Raw genomic sequence first — 19,382 nt, 5'->3', positions numbered from 1 at the left:
GAAGGTAGCGTCGCATGCACATGCCGCCCGGCGCGTGCATGGGTGTTCAGGCTTGGACACCACGGAGAACAGCTTGTGGCCGTCCGCACCCTGGTGCGGTGTTGGGGGCCAGTCTCCGCACGGTGCTTTCGTCGTTCCACAGCAACGTAGCCCAAGGACTGATCGACACCCATGCTAGTCACCCAACAACCCATTTTGCGCCGCTTCTGGTACGCGCTCATGCCCATCCACCAGCTGGACGATGGCCCAAAACCGTTCACCCTGCTGGGTGAAAATTTGGTGCTGTGGAAGCAGCAGGACGGCACGCCGGCCGCGCTGCGCGACCGCTGCTGCCACCGCACGGCCAAGCTGTCCAGAGGCTTTGTCGAAGGCGACAACATCGTCTGCGGCTACCACGGCTGGACCTATGACTGCAGCGGCAGCTGCGTGCGCATTCCGCAAAACCCCGACGGCAACATCCCCGCCGGGGCCAAGGTGCCGTCCTTCCACTGCCAGGAGCGCTATGGCTACGTGTGGGTGGCGCTGGAAGACCCGCTGCGTGATATTCCGCACTTCCCGGAAGACGGCGCGCCGGGCTACCGCCGCATCTTCCAGTTTTACGAGGAATGGAAAACCAGCCCGGTGCGGGTGATGGAAAACGCCTTTGACAACTCGCACTTCAGCTTTGTGCACAAGGCCAATTTTGGTGACATCGACCAGCCGGTGCCGCAAAAGTACGAGATCCATGGCACCGACTACGGCTTCGAGGCCGAGACCTGGGTGCCCATCAAGAATCCGCCCGCGGGCCACCGCGTGACCGGCAGCACCGCGCCCATGACGCAGCGGCACCTGACCAACCGCTACTACCTGCCGTTTGCACGCCGCTTTGGCTGCCAGTACCCCGACAGCGGCATCGACCACATCATCTACAACTGCGCTACGCCCATCGGCGACGACCGCTTGATGCTGGTGCAGTGGCTGTACCGCAACGACAGCGAGGAGGCATGCAGCACGCAGGAGCTGATAGCCTGGGACGCGGCCATCACCGCCGAAGACCGCGACATCCTGGAAGCCACCGACTTCGATGCCTGCATCGACACCACGCGCCGGCAAGAATTCCACATGCCCAGCGACAAGCCGGGCCTGATGATTCGCAAACAATTGCTCGACCTGTTGACGGCGCATGGCGAGGTGGAAGTACATAGAGAGGTGCGAAAAGATCCGCCCACCGGTAGCCGCCCAATGGCCATCCAGCCGGTGGCGCAATAAGACAACACCGCTTGCCAAAATGACCACCACCTTGATCCGCAACGCCACCGCCATCCTCAGCGGCCAATCTGGTGCCGCTGCGCGCCTTACCGGCCCCGACATCCGCCTGCGTGGTACGCGCATCGAGGCCATCGGCCCGCTGCATGCCAAGCCCGGCGAGACGGTGGTCGACGCGTCCGACTGCGTCATCTACCCCAGCTGGGTCAACACCCACCACCACCTGTTCCAGTCGCTCCTGAAGGGCGATGCAGGCGGTATCGATCTGCCGTTGACAGCCTGGCTGGCGGCCACACCGTACCGCTTCCGGGCGGCGTTTGACGAGAGCTTGTTCCGCACCGCCGCGCGCATCGGCCTGCTGGAGCTGGCCTTGTCTGGTTGCGGCACGGTAGCCGACCACAACTACCTGTACTACCCCGGCATGCCGTTCGACGGCTCGGCGATTTTGTTCGAGGAGGCCGAGCGCATGGGTTTGCGCTTTGTGCTGTGCCGCGGCGGTGCCACCCGCACCCGCCAGCTAGAGGCCGAGCTGCCCCAGGCCATGCGCCCCGAGACGCTGGACGCCTACCTGGCCGACGTGCAGCGCCTCGCCGCCCGCTACCACGACCCCGCGCCCGACGCGATGCGCCGCGTGGTCATGGCCCCCACCACGCCGCCGTATTCCCTGGCCCCCACCGAGCTGCGGGAATGCGCCCGCACCGCGCGGCGGCTGGGCATCCGCCTGCATTCGCACCTGTCGGAAACCGTCAGCTACCAGGACAGCGTGCACGCCATGCACGGCTTGTCGCCGGTGCGTTTTGTGGCGGAGCACGAATGGCTAGGCTCGGACGTGTGGTTCGCCCATCTGGTCAAGCTGGACGCGGAGGAAATTGCCTTGCTGGGCAGCACCCGCACCGGCATCGCCCACTGCCCGCAAAGCAATGGCCGCCTGGGCAGCGGCACTGCGCCCGTGATGGCCTTGCAGGCGGCGGGCGTGCCGATTTCTATCGGGGTAGACGGTGCCGCTTCCAACGAAGCCGCCGATATGATTTCTGAAGTGCACGCCGCCTGGCTGATGCAGCGCGCCGCGCTGGGCGACAAAAGCCAGCCGCTGTTCCGTGGGGGTGCCGGGGAGGGCGCGCGCGTGGCAGTCAGTGCCGACGATGTGGTGGCCTGGGGCACCTCGGGGGGCGCTACCGTGCTGGGCCTGGGCGATGTCGGTACGCTGGCCCCCGGCATGGCGGCGGACCTGGCGATCTACGCGCTGGACGACCCGCGCTACTTTGGCTTGCACGACGTGGCGCTGGGCCCGGTGGTGAGCGGCGGGCGGCCCACGCTCAAGGCATTGTTTGTGGCCGGGCAGCAGGTGGTGCGCAACGATGTGCTGCAGGGCGTGGATGTGGCTGAATTACGCCACACCGCCCGTGCGGCGGTGCGGCGCTTGATGGCCGCTGCCTGAAGACGTTTTGTGAGGCCGCTGCTTGGCGTTCTTAGCCGATGGAGCGCAGCGCGCCGTTGACGATCTTCACCCGGTCACCGGCTTGCCAGCCGGGCTGCTCGGACTGTTGCAGGGTGCGGATGGAGCCGTCGTCCAGGCGCACGGTAATTTCATAGCTGCGCGAGGCTTTCACATGGCCTTCGATCTGGTTACCGGCAAAGGCACCGCCCAGGGCACCCAGCACGGTCGCCACATCGCGGCCCCGGCCACCGCCGACCTGGTGACCCAGCACGCCGCCCACTACCGCGCCCCCCACCGCGCCCACGCCGCTGCCTTGTCCGGCAGTGGTGATTTCACGGGTGGACTCCACCACGCCGCAATTGCTGCAGATGGCAGCAACCTGCCGTGGCTCGGTGTGGGTGGTGTTGCGCACCGGCGCTGCGGCCATCTGCGGGGCCTTTACGGGGGCTCGGACCGGGGCTTCGACCGGCACTGGTGCAGTTACCGGGGCCATGGCCGCCGGTTGCGCCAGGCTGCTGGTCTCCGTGTTGCGGGCTGCGGAGTTGGGAAGCCAGCCCATGATGGCGGCCGTGCCCACGGCGCAGACCAGCACCACGGCCGAGCAGGCGGCGATGACCATGGGGTGCAGACGGGGCTTTGAAACGGAATCGGTAGGTGTGTTCATGGTGTTGATCGCAAATAGGTTGCTGCGTTGGCAAAAAGTAAAACTGTATTCGGGTTGTGCAGAAAGGTGTTTTCAGCTTACCCAAACCCCTAGGCATAGGTTTTAAACGCCGCAATCTTGGCCGTGGTTGACGTGGCGGGCCAGACGCCCCGTTTCTTGTCGGGGGCTTACCGTTCTTATTTGCTATCTAAAAAATAGCTGCTTGTGTAGGAATTTATTGCGCTAGAGGCCTAAAAGGCTATAAAACTAGCTGCGCGCCAACAAGGTCGCCACCTCCGCCGCCGAGCGCACGCCCAGTTTGGCGTAGACCCGGGCGCGGTACACCTCCACGGTGCGCATGGAGACGTGCATTTCGTCGGCTATCACTTTGTTGAGCTTGCCTGCGGCCACGCGGTGCATTACGTCTTGCTCCCGCGGGGTGAGTCCGGCCAGCTTGGCACCGCGCGCATCGCCCTCGGCCAGGCGCTGTTGCTGGGCGGCTTCGGCAGCCAGCGCGTCGCGCACCCGGTCCACCAGGGCGGCATCGCCAAAGGGTTTTTCCACAAAGTCGAACGCGCCTTTTTTCAGCGCCTCCACCGCCATCGGGATGTCGCCGTGGCCGGTCAAAAATATCACTGGCACGGGCACGCCGCGCGCTACCAGGGTGTCGTGCACCTGCAGGCCCGACATCGGCTCCATGCGCACGTCTAGCAGGATGCAGCCGCGCACGGGCGTGGGGCCGTCCAGCGCGGCCAAGAATGCAGGACCGCTGGCGTAGCTGCGCACATTGAAACCGTGGGAGCTGAACAAAAACTCCAGCGCGTCGCGCACCGGGGCTTCGTCGTCCACCAGGTGTACGGCGACCGTATCAGCGGAGTTGGTCATAGGGTGGTTTCCTCGTCCATGGTGGTGTGCAGAGTGGCGTCGAACACCGGCAGACTAAAGGACAGGCGCGCGCCGCCCCACGGGCTGGTGTCGGCCTCCATGCTGCCGTGGTGCAGCTCGATGATGGAGCGGCAGATGGCCAGCCCCATGCCCATGCCGTCGGCCTTGGTGAAATAGAAGGCGGTGGTCAGTTGCTCGATGCTGCGGCCTTCCAACCCGGGGCCATCGTCGCCCACGGCCAGGCGCACCTGCTGCGGGGCTGTTAGCGTGATGGCGATCTGGATACGGCTGCCAGGGCCCTGGGCCGCCAGCGCATCGGCAGCGTTGCGCACCAGGTTGATCAGCACCTGCTCGATGAGGATGGGGTCGGCAAAGACCAGCGGCAGCCCGGGCTGCACATCCCAGTCGATCTGGATGTGCTGGCGTTGCAGGTCGCGTTGCAGCAGTTCCACCGCGCGGTGCGCCACGGCGGCCAGGTCGCAGGGCTCGCGCTGGGGTGCGCGGCGGGTGAGGAATTCGCGGATGCGTTGCACGATGCGCCCGGCCTCGGCGGCCTGTTCGCCCTGGTTTTTGAGGGCTTTGAGCAGCGACGGGCTGGCGCTGGCATCCTGGCCCAGCATGCGCTGCAGGCCGGCGTTGTAGCCAATCACGGCGGTCAGCGGCTGGTTCAGCTGGTGGGCCAGGGCCGAGGCCACTTCGCCCAGTGTGGTCAGGCGCGACTGGGTGGCCATGGCCTCGGCCTGGTGGCGTTGGCGTTCTTCCAACTGCTTGCGGGCGGTGATGTCGATGATGGAGCCCATCCAGCCGATCTGCGTGCCGTAGGCATCGATGAGCGGCGACTCGAACACCATCACGTTGAGCTGGTGGCCGTCCTGGTGGCACCACACGGCTTCGTAGCCGTCGCGCGGGGCGTTGCCCGCCAGATTGCGGAGGTTGCGCACCATCACTTCGTCCAGCGACTCTAGGGGCCAGTACGGCATGGGCGGGGCCAGGCCCACCAGTTGCTGCGCGGTCAAACCCACCATATCGCACAGGGTGCGGTTGACAAACAGGATGCGGCCATCGGCATCGCGTGCGCGCAGCCCCACCAGGGCCGAGTCTTCCATGGCTTGGCGCCAGGCGGCTTCGGTGCGCCAGGCATCTTCGGCCCGCGAGATCTGCCGCATCTGGCGGCGCAGCAGGGCGGTGGCCACCAGCATCAGCGCCAGGAATCCGCCCACCAGCACGATGGGCAGGCTGCGCCAGAACGGGCGCTGCACTTCACGCAGGTTCAGCTCCAGGTAGGTGCCGGGCATGTTGCCGCCGACCAGCACCTTGTAGCTCTCGTGCAGGGTGGGGTCGAGCCGCAGGGGGACTTCGTCTACCGATGCAATCGCCTGGTCGGAGCTGTCGATCAGCTCCACGTCGTACTTGCGGGTCAGCCACCAGGGCGCGCCGTGGCGCAGCAGCAGGGCGGCGGAATAGCGCACCACCAGCCTGTCGGCCCCGGCGGGCTGCACCAGGTGGGCCGACACGCCCGCGCTGTCCAGCGTTTCGCGGATGGCGGTATCGCTCATGGGGTGCTGCTCGGGCACGTGGGCGACGATGCGGTTGTTGGCATCCAGCCATGTCACGCTGAGCCATAGGCGGCGCAGCCCTTCGGCCACATCGGTATTGGCCGCCAGGGCCCGGGCGTTGCGCGGCAGCTTGGGGATTTGCTTGGCCAGGTCTTGCAAGTGGGCCATTTCCACATCCACGCGGCCGCGCAACTGGGCTTCGGTGCTGAGCGCGTCGGCAATCATCGTGGCGCGGCGGTCGGCCTCTTCGTTCAGATCGGAGCGCCAGGCCCACACGATCACCCCCGCCACAAACAGCACCGAGGCCAGCAACGGCAGGGCCCACAGCTGGCTGCGCGCATCGCGGCGCGGTGCGGTGTGGGGGATGGGGTTGGCAGACATGGCCGCAGTCTAGCGTTTGCCCTTTTTTGCAGGGCCTGCAAACCCAGGGAAAACCCGTAATTCAACCCGCTGCAGGGTGATAAATGTGGAAGTCCACACTACCCGCGCGGTGGCCCGCAGAACACACTGCGTTTCATAGCAATATTCCCCTCTGGAGACATCCCCATGCACCCATTAGCCCGCCGTACCCTGGTCCAGGCCGTTATCGCCGCCGCCACCCTGTGTGCCGCCACCGCCGCTTTCGCGCAGGCTCCCATCGTCATCAAGTTCAGCCACGTGGTCGCCCCCGACACCCCCAAGGGCAAGGGCGCACAGCGCTTCAAGGAACTGGCCGAAGAACGCACCCAGGGCAAGGTAAAGGTCGAGCTATACCCCAACAGCCAGCTCTACAAAGACAAGGAAGAGCTGGAGGCGCTGCAACTCGGTTCGGTGCAGATGCTGGCGCCGTCGCTGGCCAAGTTCGGCCCGCTGGGCGCGAAAGAATTCGAGGTGTTTGACCTGCCGTTTTTGTTCAAGGACGACGCGGCGTTTCGGGCTATCACCGAAGGCCCGCTGGGTGCCGAGCTGTTCAAGAAACTGGAGCCCAAGGGCATCCACGGCCTGGCCTACTGGGACAACGGTTTCCACATCATGAGCGCCAACAAGCCGCTGCACACCGTGGCTGATTTCAAGGGCATGAAGATGCGCATCCAGAGCTCCAAGGTGCTGGACGCGCAGATGCGTGCCCTGGGCGCGATCCCACAGGTGATGGCCTTCAGCGAGCTGTACCAGGCGCTGCAGTCGGGCGTGGTGGATGGCACCGAAGGCGTGCCGTCCAACTTCTACACCCAAAAAACCTATGAGGTGCAAAAGCACATCACTATCTCCAACCACGGCCACCTGGCCTATGCGGTGATCGTCAACAAGAAGTTCTGGGACGGCTTGCCCCCCGACATCCGCACCACGCTCGAAGGCGCGGTCAAGGATGCCACCACCTACGCCAATGCAATTGCCGCCACCGAAAACGCCGTCGCCCTGGACAAAATCAAGGCCAGCGGCAAAACCACCGTTTACACGCCGACCCCGGCCGAACTAAACGAGTGGAAAAAAGCACTGATGCCGGTGCACAAGGAAATGGAATCCCGCGTGGGCAAAGCCACCATCGAAGCCGCCTACAAAGCCTCCGGCTTCACTGCCCCCAAGTAATCCATCCTGGCCCTGGAACAGCCACGCAGGTCGTGGCTGTTTCATTTTTGGAGCTTTCATGTTCAATCGAATCCTTAACCACCTGGAAGAGTGGCTCATCACCTTCCTGATCGGTGCCGCCACCCTGGTCATCTTCATGGCGGTGGTGCACCGCTTTTTGAGCGGCGTGCCCTACATCCAAGACTATGCCGTGCGCATGGACGTGAGCTGGGCGCAAGAGCTGTGCATCTACATGTTTGTGTGGATGGCCAAATTCGGCGCGGCCTACGGTGTGCGCAACGGCACCCATGTGGGCGTGGACGTGCTGGTGCGCCTGTTGCCACCCGAAAAAGCCAAATGGCTCGTATTGTTTGGTTTGCTGGCGGGTGCGCTGTTTACCGGCGTGGTGGCCACGCTGGGCGCACATTTCGTGTGGGACAACGGCTTCCACTACGCGCTGTTCCATACGCTGGGCCTGGAGTTGGGCGATGTGCCTGAAGGCCCGACCTCGCCCGACATGGAAATCCCTACCTGGATCGCCTATTCCTGCGTGCCGCTGGGTTCGTCGCTGATGTGCTTTCGCTTTCTGCAAGTGGCTTGGCAGTTCTGGCAGACCGGTGAAGTGCCCCATGCCGCACATACCGTGGCCGGTGTTGGCGAAGAAGCCCATGGGCCATCACGTTAAAGCCGCCGGAGACTGTTTATGAATACCCTTATCATTTTTTCCCTGCTTGTACTGTTGATGATTACAGGCATGCCGATTTCGATCGCGCTGGGCCTGACGGTGCTGACCTTTCTGTTCACGCTGACCGACGTGCCCGTGGCCTCGGTCGCCTTGAAGCTGTTTACCGGCATCGAGAAGTTCGAAATCATGGCGATTCCGTTCTTCATCTTGGCGGGCAACTTTCTGACGCACGGAGGCGTGGCCAAACGGATGATCAACTTCTGCACCTCCATGATCGGCCACTGGTACGGCGGCATGGGCCTGGCCGGTGTGCTGGCCTGTGCCCTGTTTGCAGCCATCTCCGGCTCGTCGGTGGCCACCGTGGTGGCGGTGGGCTCCATCATGCTGCCCGCCATGGTCAAGCAGGGCTATCCCAAGCAATTCGGGGCGGGCGTGATTGCCACCTCGGGTGCCTTGGGTATCTTGTTCCCCCCGTCGATCAACCTGGTGATCTACTCCATCGCCACCGCCGGCATGAACGGTGTCGGCCCGAATGGCGAAGCCGTCAGCTCGGCCTCGGTGGGCCAGCTGTTCCTGGCCGGTATCGTGCCCGGTCTGTGCCTGTCCTTTTTGCTGGGCGTGACCACCTGGTGGCGTGCCAAGAAGCTGGACTATCCGCGCATGCCCAAGGCCACCTGGCGTGAGCGCTACCAGGCCTTCCGCGACAGCATGTGGGGCCTGCTGCTGATCGTGGTGGTGATTGGCGGCATCTACAGCGGCAAATTCACCCCTACCGAGGCGGCCGCCATGGCGGCGGTGTATGCGTTCTTTATCTCGGTGTTTGTCTACAAAGACCTGAAGCTGCGCGACGTGCCCAAGTCGCTGCGCAGTGCCGCAGCCATGAGCTCCATGCTGCTGTACATCATCACCAACGCGGTGCTGTTCTCGTTTTTGATGACCTCTGAGCAGATTCCACAGGCCATGGCCGCGTGGATGAGCGCCCAGGGCTTCGGCCTGGTGGCTTTCTTGCTGCTGGTGAATGTGATTTTGCTGGCCGCTGGCAACTTTATGGACCCGGCTGCCATCGTGCTGATCATGGCCCCCATCCTGTTCCCGGTGGCCGTCAAAATGGGCATCCACCCGGTGCACTTCGGCATTTTGATGGCCGTCAACATGGAGGTCGGCTTGTGCCACCCACCCGTCGGCCTGAACCTGTATGTGGCATCGGGCATCACCAAAATGGGTATCAGCGAGCTGACCATTGCCGTTTGGCCCTGGCTGAAAACCATGATCGGCTTCTTGCTGGTGGTGACCTTCTGGCCCAGTCTGACCCTGTGGCTGCCCCGCCTGCTGGGCATGGTGACCTAGCCCAGCCCTTGCCAAGCTACCTTGTGTGCCCGGCTCAGCCCCCTGCGGGCCGCCGGGCCGCCCCAAGCCATCCCCCGCGGGATGGTTTTTTTTTCGGTCCCACCGTTGTTTTATAAGGGAAAACAGGGTCTAGCGCATATTCCGCCTGCACTACTAGCTATCAAATGCATAGTATTGGGTAAGCGGCGGCCTGCTTCATGGATAATAAGAGTAATTCTTATTTAGATTGGCGCCGTTGTCGGGGCCTCTTGTCACCCGTGACCCCCCTGCGCCCCGCGTCCCTTCCCAGTGCCGAAAGCCTCTACGGCGACCACCACGGTTGGCTGCGCGGCTGGCTGTGGCGCAAGCTGGGCTGCGCCCAGAACGCGGCGGACCTGAGCCATGACACTTTTGTGCGGCTGCTGGAGCTGCCCACCCAGCCTGCGCTGCGTGAACCCCGTGCCTACCTGGTGGTGCTGGCCAGCCGCCTGCTCATCAACCGCTACCACCGCCAGCGGGTAGAGGACGACAGCTTGCGCACCCTGGCCATCCTGGCCGAAGGCAAGCTGCACGCCAGCGCCGAAGACGCGGCGGCCGCCCAGCAGGCGCTGGGCCAGATCGTCGCGCTGCTGGTGCACGAGGTGGGAGAAAAGCCCTGCACCGCCTTTGTGTGGGCCCGCCTGCATGGCGAAAGCTACAGCACCATCGCCCAGCGCCTGGGCGTGTCCGAAACCCGGGTCAAGCAGTACCTGGCCATGGTGCTGGCCCATTGCCATGCCCGGCATGCCTGCCCGGCGCAGACCGGGATCCGGCAGTGAGCGACAGCGCCGCATACCCGCTACAGCAGATCCGCCTGCAAGCTGCCGAATGGGTGGTCGCGCTGGCCGAGCCTGGCCCGCCAGACGCAGCGCGGGTGCGCGCGCACGCCCAGTGGTGTGCAGCGCATCCAGACCATGCCACCGTGTACGCCGAAATCGCCCGCCTGTGGCACGCTGCCACCCCCGAGGCGCTGGAAGCTGCCTGTGCGGATTTCGCTGCGGTATCCCCAGCCCAAGATCGGATGCGCAACGCGGTGCTGGGCCTGGCGGGCCTGGCCATGGTTGCGGTGGTCGCTTGGGCGGGCTTGCAAACTGGCACCGGTGCCAGCCTGCTGGCCCGGTACGGAGCCGACCAGCACACCGCTGCGGGCGAGGTGCGCAGCTTCACCCTGGACGACGGCAGCCGCATCACCCTCAACACCCTCAGTGCGGTGGACATCGACTACAGCGCCCAGCGCCGCGTTCTGCGGTTGCGCCAGGGCGAAGTGCTGGTGCAGGTGGCCAAAGATGGCCGACCGTTCGAGGTGCAGGGCCGCGACGGCACGGTGCGCGCGATGGGCACCCGCTACGCCGTTCGCCAGGATGCCGCCGACAGCCGTGTGACGGTTACCGAATCCACCGTGCAGATCACGCCGGCCCAAGCGCCCGCCCAGGCCATGCCGCTCAGCGCGGGCCAATCTGCCAGGTTCGATGCGCAACGGGTGCTGCCGCTGCCGGATGGTGCAGGCCCAATGGCCATCGGCTGGGCCCAGGGCATTCTGGTGTTCTACGACGCGCCCCTGCCCGAGGTGCTGGCCGAGCTAGCCCGCTACCGGCCTGGCGTGCTGGACGTGGATGCCCCGGCCTCGCAGACGCTGCGCTTCACCGGCGTACTGCCGGTGGCCCAGCCGCGCGAGGCGCTGGCCCTGCTGGTCCAGGCCTTGCCGATCCAGGTCACTTTTTACACCGACTACCTGGCCCTGGTCCGGCAGCAAAAATAAATGCCCGCCCGCCCTACCCGAAATGCCGCGCCGCTTGTCATGGGAAATGAAGACCTTTTGTTTTTATTCCACCCTTTGAAAGTAGCGCATGCCCAAAACCCTTTTTCGTACCCCGCCCATGCTGGCTTGTAAGCTGCGCCTGTCGGTGTTGAACACGGCGCTGGTCACGGCCCTGGCACTGCCGTTCGCAGCCGCCCAGGCCCAGACCCAGACCGCCCAACCCGGCACCCGCCTGCTGTTGCAGCAAAGCGCCCAGCCGCTGGACCGCGCATTGACGGCGCTGGCGGCCAGCACCGGCATCCTGGTCGGCGTGGATGCAAACCTGGTGCGCGGCAAGCAAGCCGCGGCCTTGAATGGGCATTACACCCCCGAGCAGGCACTGGCGGCGCTGCTGGTGGGCAGCGGCCTGGAGGCGGGCAAAACCGGCGACAAGTCCTACACCGTGCGTGCGGCCAGCGCACCGGGCGAGCCACCGGCCAGCCCTTTGACCCCAGTACCTTCCACCCCAGGAGCGGCGGTGTTGCCGGCCGTGACCGTCACCGCCAGCGCGACTGCCGACGCCGCACCGGGCCTGCAGGCCAAGCTGGGCGGCGGAGCCCTGGGCACGCGCACGCAGCTGGAAACTCCGCTGTCGACCACGGTGGTAACGCGCGAAGAGTTGCAGCAGCGCCAGATCAGCAAGCTGGGCGATGTGTTCGCCCTCGACGCCTCGGTCACCGACAACAGCGGTGCCTACAGCAGCTGGGCCACTTACGTGACGGTGCGCGGCCTGGACCTGGACTGGCAGAACGCCTACCGCATCGATGGCAAGCCGTTTCTGAGCTATGCCATCACGCTGCCGTACGAGCACTTTGAGCAGATCGAGTTGTTCAAAGGTGCGTCGGGTTTTCTGTACGGCTTTGGCTCGCCGGGCGGACTCATCAACTACGTCACCAAGCAGCCCACGGACGAGCCGCTGCGCAGCATCGAGCTGGGCTACAAGTCGAACAGCATCTGGAGCCAGAGCGTCGATCTTGGGGGGCGTTTTGGCGAAGACAAAAGGTTTGGCTACCGCCTGAACGTGGTGAATGAAAACGGCAAGACCTTCAACGACGGCACGGTGGACCGGCAGTCGGTGTCGCTGGCGCTGGACGCGCGGCTGACCTCGGACCTGACCTGGAACTTCGACGCGCTGCACCAGAAGCGCAAGACCGAAGGGCAGGGGCCTTCCATCTCTGCCGGGCAACTGGTCGGCGGCAGTCTGCCGGGCACGGTGCCGGGCGACAGCCAGAGCCTGCTCAGCGGCGGGCAGTTTCTTGACACCGCATTTTTGTTTACCTCCACCGGGCTGAAGTACCGCATCTCGCCCGACTGGACGGCCAGCACCCATTACAGCTACAGCACCTCGCAGCGCAGCCGCAACGAGAGCATCCTGTACCTGCAAGATGCTGCCGGTAACTACAACGAGAACCGATCGGACTCGCGCGAAGGCCACCGCTTTGACCAGTGGCAGGCGATGCTGGAAGGCCGGGCCATGGCCGGTGGCTTGGAGCACCAACTGGTGTTGGGCACCGCTTGGCAAAAGCAGTTGAACGACTACAGCGCCAACGGTGCCTGGATCACCCTCGGCCCGGGCAATATCTTTGCGCCCAATACCCGCAGCTACACCAGCCAGGGCAACCTGAACCTGTACCGCGCTGGCGACATCACGCAGAAAGCTGTCTTTGCCAGCGATACGGTCAAGCTGTCGGAGCGCTGGTCGGTGCTCGGCGGTCTGCGCCACACCCGCTACGCGCAGAACGACTACAACGTCGACGGCAGCCTGCAAAGCAACTACTCCGACAGCGTGACCACCCCCACCGTGGCGCTGATGTTCCGGCCCGCCGCCAATACCATGGTCTACACCAGCTACATGCAATCGCTGGAGCCGGGCAAGACCGTTGGCAGTACCTATGCGAATGCGAATCGGCTGCTCGACCCGCTGACCAGCAAGCAGTACGAGATCGGCGTCAAATCCGAGCAGCAGCGCTGGAACGCCACGGCGGCGCTGTTCCGCATCGAGCGGCCCAGCGAGTACGCCAACAGCAGCAATGTGCTGGTGCAGGACGGTGCCTCGCGCTACCAGGGCCTGGAACTCGGCGCGGCCACGCGCGTCGGCGCGCAGTGGCAGCTGTCTGGCAACCTGATGCTGCTCAACACCGCGTACAACAAGGGCAATGCCAACATCGGCAACCGCGTCGCGGGTGCGCCCAAGTCGATGGCCACGGCCCGCGTGCGCTACCAGATGCCGCAGGCCACCGGGCTGGAGCTGTCGGCCGATGCCAAGTTCACCGGCAGTGTGCTGCTGAATGCCGCCAACAGCGTGCAGGTCGGTGCGCACACCGTCTACAACCTCGGTGCCAGCTACAGCCTGAACCTGGGCGGCTATGCCACCACGCTGCGCGCCGGTATCAACAACGTTACCAATGCGCGCTTCTGGGAATACCAGTACGCCAACTGGACCAAACCCGCCGATCCGCGCAGCCTCAGCCTGAGCGCGCGGTTCGACTTCTGACAAGGCCTGACACATGCGTTTGCTACTTGTCCTGGTCCACCGCTGGGTGGGCCTTTTCATCGCCGGTTTCCTGTTCATCTCCGGCGTCACCGGCGCGGTGATTTCCTGGGACCACGAACTCGACGGGTGGCTGAATCCGCATCTTTTGGACGCGCGCGCCGAAGGCCCGGCGCTGCCGGTGCTGGAGCTGGCGCAGCAGATCGAAGCCCGGCACCCTAGCGTGCAGGTCAGCTTTGTTCCGCTGGCCGCCGAGCCCGGCCATTCGCTGGCCTTTGGTGTCGAGGGCCGGGTCGATCCGGCCAGCGGCGAGCTGCTCAAGCCGGGCTTCAACCAGGTGTTTGTGGACCCGGTGTCTGGCGAGGAACTGGGGCGGCGCGAATGGGGCGCGGTCTGGCCCATCCGCGAAGAAAATTTCATCTCCTTTTTGTACGTGCTGCACTACAGCCTGCACATGCCGGAGATATGGGGCATAGACCGCTGGGGCGTGTGGCTGATGGGCGTGGTGGCGCTGGTCTGGACAGTGGACTGCTTCACTGGTTTCTACCTGACGCTGCCGGTGCGCCCGGCCGGGTCGGGCGCGCCGCGCAAGAGCGGCTGGCAGCGCTGGATGCCGGCCTGGCGGGTGCGCTGGCGCGGCGGGTCGTACAAGCTGAATTTTGACCTGCACCGCGCGAGCAGCCTGTGGACCTGGGGGCTGTTGTTCGTGGTGGCCTTCACGGCGTTCTCGCTGAACCTGTACCGCGAGGTGTTTTTTCCGGTGATGTCGCTGGTGTCCAACGTCACGCCATCGCCCTTCGATGTGCGCACCCCAACCGAAGAGAACCGGCCCATCCTGCCGCAGCGCGGCTACGCCCAGGTGCTGGATGCCGCCCGCGCCGAGGCCGCGCAGCGCGGCTGGAGCGAGCCCGTTGGTTCGGTTTTTTACGCCCGCAATTTCGGCATTTACGGCGTACAGTTTTTTGAGCCCGAAGACGCGCACGGCTCTGGCGGTGTCGGCCCGCGCACGCTCTACCTGGACGGCGGGGACGGGCGCATGCTGGGCACCCGCGAGCCCTGGAAGGGCACGGCCGCCGACATTTTTGTGCAGGCGCAATTCCCGCTGCACTCAGGCCGCATTCTGGGCCTGCCGGGGCGGATCTTGATCTCGCTGATGGGCCTGGTGGTGGCCATGCTCAGCGTCACCGGCGTAGTGATCTGGTGGAAGAAGCGCAAGTCGCGCAGCCAGTCTGCCGTTAGATCGGCCAACCCATCTTCCCTGTCTGCCCAGGATGCGCTCATGGCTATTAAAATTTATAAGAAATAGGGCGTTAGCGAATACAGAACGTGCGCTAACCGCTATCAAATAAATAGTATTTGCAAGCCGTACTGCGTCCTTCGTATAATCTGAACTCTCCGAGGAGCGCTGCAACCCCTGGCCTGGTAACAACCGGCACGGGTGTGAGGCTCGGAAACTATCTATCAATTGATAACCGCGCTCACCCACTGCCTGCTAGGCTGAGATTCGGGTGAGTCCCGGTTCGCCGTCTGCGCAGTGGCCCTACCAACATGTACCAACCTGTTTTGGAGCCCTCCATGAATGCAGTCCTCAAATCTGTCCCCGTATCGACCCCTGACCAAGCCATTGCCGACCTGTCCCTGGCAGGCTGGGGCCAGCGCGAAATCCGCATTGCCGAAACCGAAATGCCCGGCCTGATGGCCATCCGCGAAGAATTCGCTGCGGCCCAGCCGCTCAAAGGCGCGCGCATCACCGGCTCGCTGCACATGACGATCCAGACCGCCGTGCTGATCGAAACCCTGCAGGCCCTGGGTGCGCAAGTGCGCTGGGCTTCGTGCAACATCTTCTCCACGCAAGACCACGCCGCCGCCGCCATCGCTGCGGCCGGTACGCCGGTGTTCGCCATCAAGGGCGAGTCGCTGAAAGACTACTGGGACTACACCCACGCCATCTTTGACTTCGGTGCCAAGGGCACCCCTGGCGAAGGCCCGAACATGATTCTGGACGACGGCGGCGATGCCACGCTGCTGATGCACCTGGGCCAGCGCGCCGCAAAAGACGCTTCGTTGATCGCCAACCCCACCAGCGAAGAAGAAACGCTGCTGTACGCTGCCATCAAGGCCAAGCTGGCCGTGGACCCTACCTGGTACGCCCGCAAGGCCGCTGAAATCATCGGTGTGACCGAAGAAACCACCACTGGCGTCCACCGCCTGAACGAAATGTCGGCCAAGGGCACGCTGCTGTTCCGTGCCATCAACGTCAACGACTCCGTCACCAAGAGCAAGTTCGACAATCTGTACGGCTGCCGCGAATCCCTGGTGGACGGCATCAAGCGCGCCACCGACGTGATGATTGCAGGCAAAGTCGCAGTCGTTGCCGGCTACGGCGACGTGGGCAAGGGCTCGGCCCAGGCCCTGCGCGCGCTATCGGCGCAAGTGTGGGTCACCGAGATCGACCCCATCAACGCCCTGCAAGCCGCCATGGAAGGCTACCGCGTGGTCACCATGGACTACGCCTGCGAACACGCCGACATCTTCGTCACCACCACCGGCAACAAGAGCGTCATCACCCACGACCACATGCTGCGTATGAAAGACCAGGCCATCGTTTGCAACATCGGCCACTTCGACAACGAAATCGAAGTTGCGGCGATCGAGCAGTACCAGTGGGAAGAAATCAAGCCGCAAGTCGATCACATCACTTTCCCCAGCGGTAAGAAAATCATCTTGCTGGCCAAGGGCCGTTTGGTCAACTTGGGTTGCGGCACCGGCCACCCCAGCTTTGTGATGTCGGCCAGCTTCGCCAACCAGACCATCGCCCAGATCGAGCTGTTCACTAAGAAGGACGCGTACGAAAACGGCAAGGTCTACGTGCTGCCCAAGCACCTGGACGAAAAAGTCGCCCGCCTGCACCTGAAGAAGGTCGGCGCGATGCTGACCGAGCTGACCGACGAGCAAGCCGCGTACATCGGCGTGAGCAAAGCCGGCCCGTACAAAGCCGACGCTTACCGCTACTAATAGCAATAACCACTGAAAGAAAGCAGCGCTCTCCATTCCAGGAACCCATGGGACTGGCTTTGCCAGACCATAGGGTTCGCCCCCGGTAGGGGGTTGGCGGCCACATGCGCTCTCGGCTTTACAAGCCGAGTTCGGGGCAGTGGGCAAGCCTGGGGGAGGGCCAAAAATTATGCGTGCAGACCAATTGTTAGTAGAACGCGGCATGGCCGCATCCCGCTCCCAGGCCGTGCGCCTCATCACCGGGGGGATGCGCTGGTTTGACGGCATCAAATGGCGCGACGTGGTCAAGAACAAGGACGACATCCCCGAAGACGCGCAGTTGGAGCTGCTCAACGATGCCGAGGCGCGCTACGTTTCGCGCGGCGGGCTCAAGCTGGAAGCCGCGCTCAAGCACACCGGCCTGGACGTGACGGGGCTGTATGTACTGGACGTGGGCCAAAGCACCGGTGGCTTTACCGACTGCCTGCTGCAGGCGGGCGTGGCCCAGGTTACGGGTGTGGACGTGGGGCATGCCCAGCTGCACCCCAAGCTGCGCGTCGATGCCCGGGTGCTGTGCGTGGAGGGGCTGAACGCCCGCTCCCTCACCCCCGAATCGCTGCAAGAGGCCTGCGAGTTGGTCTTGTCTGAGCACTGGGTGCCGCCCACCGTAGACGACCCCGAGCCCGAGGCCCCCTACGGCTGGATGCGCGGCGGCGGCGAAGTTACCGACTACGACGACAGCGACGACGCAGACGATGCCGAGATCGAGGCGCACATCGCCCAGGCCACCGGCAAAGTCAATGCGCGACCGCTGGAGGCTGAACCCACCGCCGATGCCGCCCCCAAGCGCCACCGCCGCAAGGCCGGGCTGGACGGGGTGGACACCACGCCCGAGTTCGACCTGGTCACGGGCGATGTGTCCTTCATCTCGCTCACCCACATCCTGCCCGCGCTGGTGCCCCTGCTACCGCCCGAAGGCCATCTGCTGATGCTTGTCAAGCCCCAGTTTGAACTGCAGCCCGGCCAGGTCGGCAAGGGCGGCATCGTGCGCGACCCCGCCCTGTACGCCGTGGTGGAGGCGCGCCTGCGCCAATGCTGCGCCGAGGTGGAGCTGGAAGTGCTGGACTGGTTTGACAGCGTGCTCGAAGGCGGCGACGGCAACCGTGAATTCTTCATTTATGCAAAAAAGGTGGCATGAGCCATGGCCAAGAATATTCCCCTGAGTCTGGAGTTTTTTCCTCCCAAAACGCCTGAAGGCGCGGCCAAGCTGCGCACCGTGCGCCAGGCCCTGTATGCGCTGAAACCCGAGTTCTGCTCGGTCACCTTCGGTGCCGGTGGTTCCACCCAAGAAGGCACCTTTGGCACCGTGGCCGAGATCCTGGCCGAGGGCGTGTCTGCCGCCAGCCACTTCTCGTGCGTGGGTGCCACCAAGGCCACTGTGCGGACACAGCTCGCCACATTGCAAGGCATGGGTGTGAAGCGCCTGGTAGCTCTGCGCGGCGACCTGCCCAGCGGCTACGGCGCTGGCGGTGAATTCCACTACGCCAGCGACCTGGTGGCCTTTATCCGCGCCGAGACCGGCGACGCTTTCCATATCGAGGTGGCCTGCTACCCCGAGGTGCATCCCCAGGCCAAGTCGGCCGATGCCGACTTGAACGCCTTCGCCATCAAAGTCCACGCCGGGGCCAACTCGGCCATGACCCAGTACTTCTACAACTCCGACGCGTATTTCCGTTTGGTGGACGATGCCCGCAAACTGGGCGTGACCATCCCGGTGGTCCCCGGCATCATGCCCATCGCCAGCTCGTCGCAGCTCATGCGCTTCAGCGATGCCTGCGGCGCCGAAATCCCCCGCTGGGTCCGCCTGCGCCTGCAAGGCTACGGCGACGACACCGCCAGCATCAAGGCCTTCGGCCTGGAAGTGGTCACCGACCTGTGCGAACGCCTGATAGCCGGTGGCGCACCCAGCCTGCATTTCTACACCATGAACCAGAGTGTGGCGACGCTGGAGATTTGCAAGCGGTTGGGGTTGGATTCATAAGCTGAACGCAGCTTGGCGGGAGCAGCCTGGTGCAGTCAGATTCCGACTGCGCGGCTGACCGTGGCGGTGCGGGAACAGCCGTAGCCGGGTGGGGTCAGATCCCAATTGCGCGCACGATCACGACGGTAAAAGAACAGTCGTAACCCGCATTTGGGCTCTGACCCCTCCCGGCGGTTGCCCGTGACGGACGGTCAAAGTCAACCCGGTACCCTGGTGGTTCAGCCCAACTGCGGGTGGCATCGGCAAAATTTCAAGAGAAAAGTGTCCCTGGCGCTTATTCCATATGCGGTTATAGCTATAAAAAATAGAGCATTTCCCTTATCCACCTTTTGATGGACTAATGCCGTAGCGTGGAGGTTTTCAAAGCATCGCCTCGCTGCATACTTGGCCGTTGTTTGGCTGCGGGGTTTAGCGGAATTTTTATACCTGTATAAACAATCACTTATTTTGCAAATACCCAGCCTGCAAGCCACTTCCAGGAGATTTCAATGGATGATTTAAACCTCAGTAGCCGAATTAAACCGCAGGTTTTGCGGTGTACATCACGTTGAACTAAACCGCTGACGCGGTGGCAGGTCCTCACAGGCCGCCACCGCGTTTTTGTTTGCGTGTGACTTGCGACGAAGGGCGTTGAGGGTAAGCCTTCTGGCTGGGGAATATTCCCTGGCCCTGAAGGAGATGTGCCATGCCCCCCTT

15 protein-coding genes and 1 riboswitch are annotated in these 19,382 nt (G+C 64.0%); of the genes, 12 read left to right on the top strand and 3 right to left on the bottom strand.

Annotation, left to right across the window (positions count from 1 at the left end; translation table 11 throughout):
* Positions 1–171 precede the first annotated feature (171 nt).
* Together AC097L_RS19965 and AC097L_RS19960 are read left to right on the top strand one after the other, a co-directional pair.
* Positions 172–1,248, top strand: a complete 1,077-nt coding sequence (locus tag AC097L_RS19965) for an aromatic ring-hydroxylating dioxygenase subunit alpha (RefSeq protein ID WP_479588468.1) — start codon at positions 172–174, stop codon at positions 1,246–1,248.
* Between the two features lie 19 nt (positions 1,249–1,267).
* A complete protein-coding gene (locus AC097L_RS19960; protein ID WP_479588467.1) occupies positions 1,268–2,683 on the top strand; it encodes an amidohydrolase family protein in 1,416 nt (471 codons plus the stop codon).
* Between the two features lie 31 nt (positions 2,684–2,714).
* On the opposite strand, the gene AC097L_RS19955 is transcribed toward AC097L_RS19960, so the two are convergent.
* The 3 genes from AC097L_RS19955 to AC097L_RS19945 form a co-directional block, all read right to left on the bottom strand.
* Positions 2,715–3,347 (bottom strand): glycine zipper 2TM domain-containing protein, encoded by a 633-nt coding sequence (locus tag AC097L_RS19955; protein ID WP_479588466.1) that lies wholly within the window; start codon positions 3,345–3,347, stop codon positions 2,715–2,717.
* Positions 3,348–3,593: 246 nt separating this feature from the next.
* Entirely contained in the window at positions 3,594–4,211 is a 618-nt protein-coding gene (locus tag AC097L_RS19950) for a response regulator transcription factor (protein ID WP_479588465.1), read from the bottom strand.
* Entirely contained in the window at positions 4,208–6,148 is a 1,941-nt protein-coding gene (locus AC097L_RS19945) for a sensor histidine kinase (RefSeq protein ID WP_479588464.1), read from the bottom strand. Before AC097L_RS19945 ends, AC097L_RS19950 begins: the two co-directional genes overlap by 4 nt.
* A 165-nt stretch (positions 6,149–6,313) precedes the next feature.
* Here AC097L_RS19945 and AC097L_RS19940 point away from each other — a divergent pair, with 165 nt between their 5' ends.
* The 10 genes from AC097L_RS19940 (at position 6,314) to metF (ending at position 18,686) form a co-directional block, all read left to right on the top strand.
* Positions 6,314–7,333, top strand: coding sequence for a TRAP transporter substrate-binding protein (locus tag AC097L_RS19940; protein ID WP_479588463.1), 1,020 nt, complete (start codon positions 6,314–6,316; stop codon positions 7,331–7,333).
* 58 nt (positions 7,334–7,391) lie between these two features.
* Positions 7,392–7,997 carry a TRAP transporter small permease gene (locus AC097L_RS19935; RefSeq protein WP_479588462.1) on the top strand — a complete coding sequence of 202 codons (606 nt, stop codon included), beginning with the start codon at positions 7,392–7,394 and terminating at the stop codon, positions 7,995–7,997.
* A gap of 18 nt (positions 7,998–8,015) precedes the next feature.
* On the top strand, positions 8,016–9,344 hold the full coding sequence (locus tag AC097L_RS19930; protein WP_479588461.1) for a TRAP transporter large permease: 1,329 nt from the start codon (positions 8,016–8,018) through the stop codon (positions 9,342–9,344).
* Between the two features lie 257 nt (positions 9,345–9,601).
* Positions 9,602–10,141, top strand: coding sequence for a sigma factor (locus AC097L_RS19925; protein WP_479588460.1), 540 nt, complete (start codon positions 9,602–9,604; stop codon positions 10,139–10,141).
* A complete protein-coding gene (locus AC097L_RS19920) occupies positions 10,138–11,121 on the top strand; it encodes a FecR family protein (protein ID WP_479588459.1) in 984 nt (327 codons plus the stop codon). Before AC097L_RS19925 ends, AC097L_RS19920 begins: the two co-directional genes overlap by 4 nt.
* 88 nt (positions 11,122–11,209) lie before the next feature.
* On the top strand, positions 11,210–13,654 hold the full coding sequence (locus AC097L_RS19915) for a TonB-dependent siderophore receptor (RefSeq protein ID WP_479588458.1): 2,445 nt from the start codon (positions 11,210–11,212) through the stop codon (positions 13,652–13,654).
* Positions 13,655–13,667: 13 nt separating this feature from the next.
* Positions 13,668–14,957, top strand: a complete 1,290-nt coding sequence (locus AC097L_RS19910; protein ID WP_479588457.1) for a PepSY-associated TM helix domain-containing protein — start codon at positions 13,668–13,670, stop codon at positions 14,955–14,957.
* A gap of 85 nt (positions 14,958–15,042) precedes the next feature.
* Positions 15,043–15,138: riboswitch (S-adenosyl-L-homocysteine riboswitch) on the top strand.
* A gap of 88 nt (positions 15,139–15,226) precedes the next feature.
* On the top strand, positions 15,227–16,666 hold the full coding sequence (ahcY, locus tag AC097L_RS19905; RefSeq protein ID WP_479588456.1) for an adenosylhomocysteinase: 1,440 nt from the start codon (positions 15,227–15,229) through the stop codon (positions 16,664–16,666).
* A gap of 169 nt (positions 16,667–16,835) precedes the next feature.
* Entirely contained in the window at positions 16,836–17,843 is a 1,008-nt protein-coding gene (locus AC097L_RS19900; protein WP_479588455.1) for a TlyA family RNA methyltransferase, read from the top strand.
* Positions 17,844–17,846: 3 nt separating this feature from the next.
* Positions 17,847–18,686 (top strand): methylenetetrahydrofolate reductase [NAD(P)H], encoded by an 840-nt coding sequence (gene metF / locus AC097L_RS19895; protein WP_479588454.1) that lies wholly within the window; start codon positions 17,847–17,849, stop codon positions 18,684–18,686.
* The last annotated feature ends 696 nt before the right edge of the window (positions 18,687–19,382 follow it).

The sequence above is a fragment of the Rhodoferax sp. RT5P35 genome, assembly GCF_056521385.1.
Note: the sequence above shows the minus strand (reverse complement) of the source record. Positions and strands in the feature narration are given on the sequence as shown.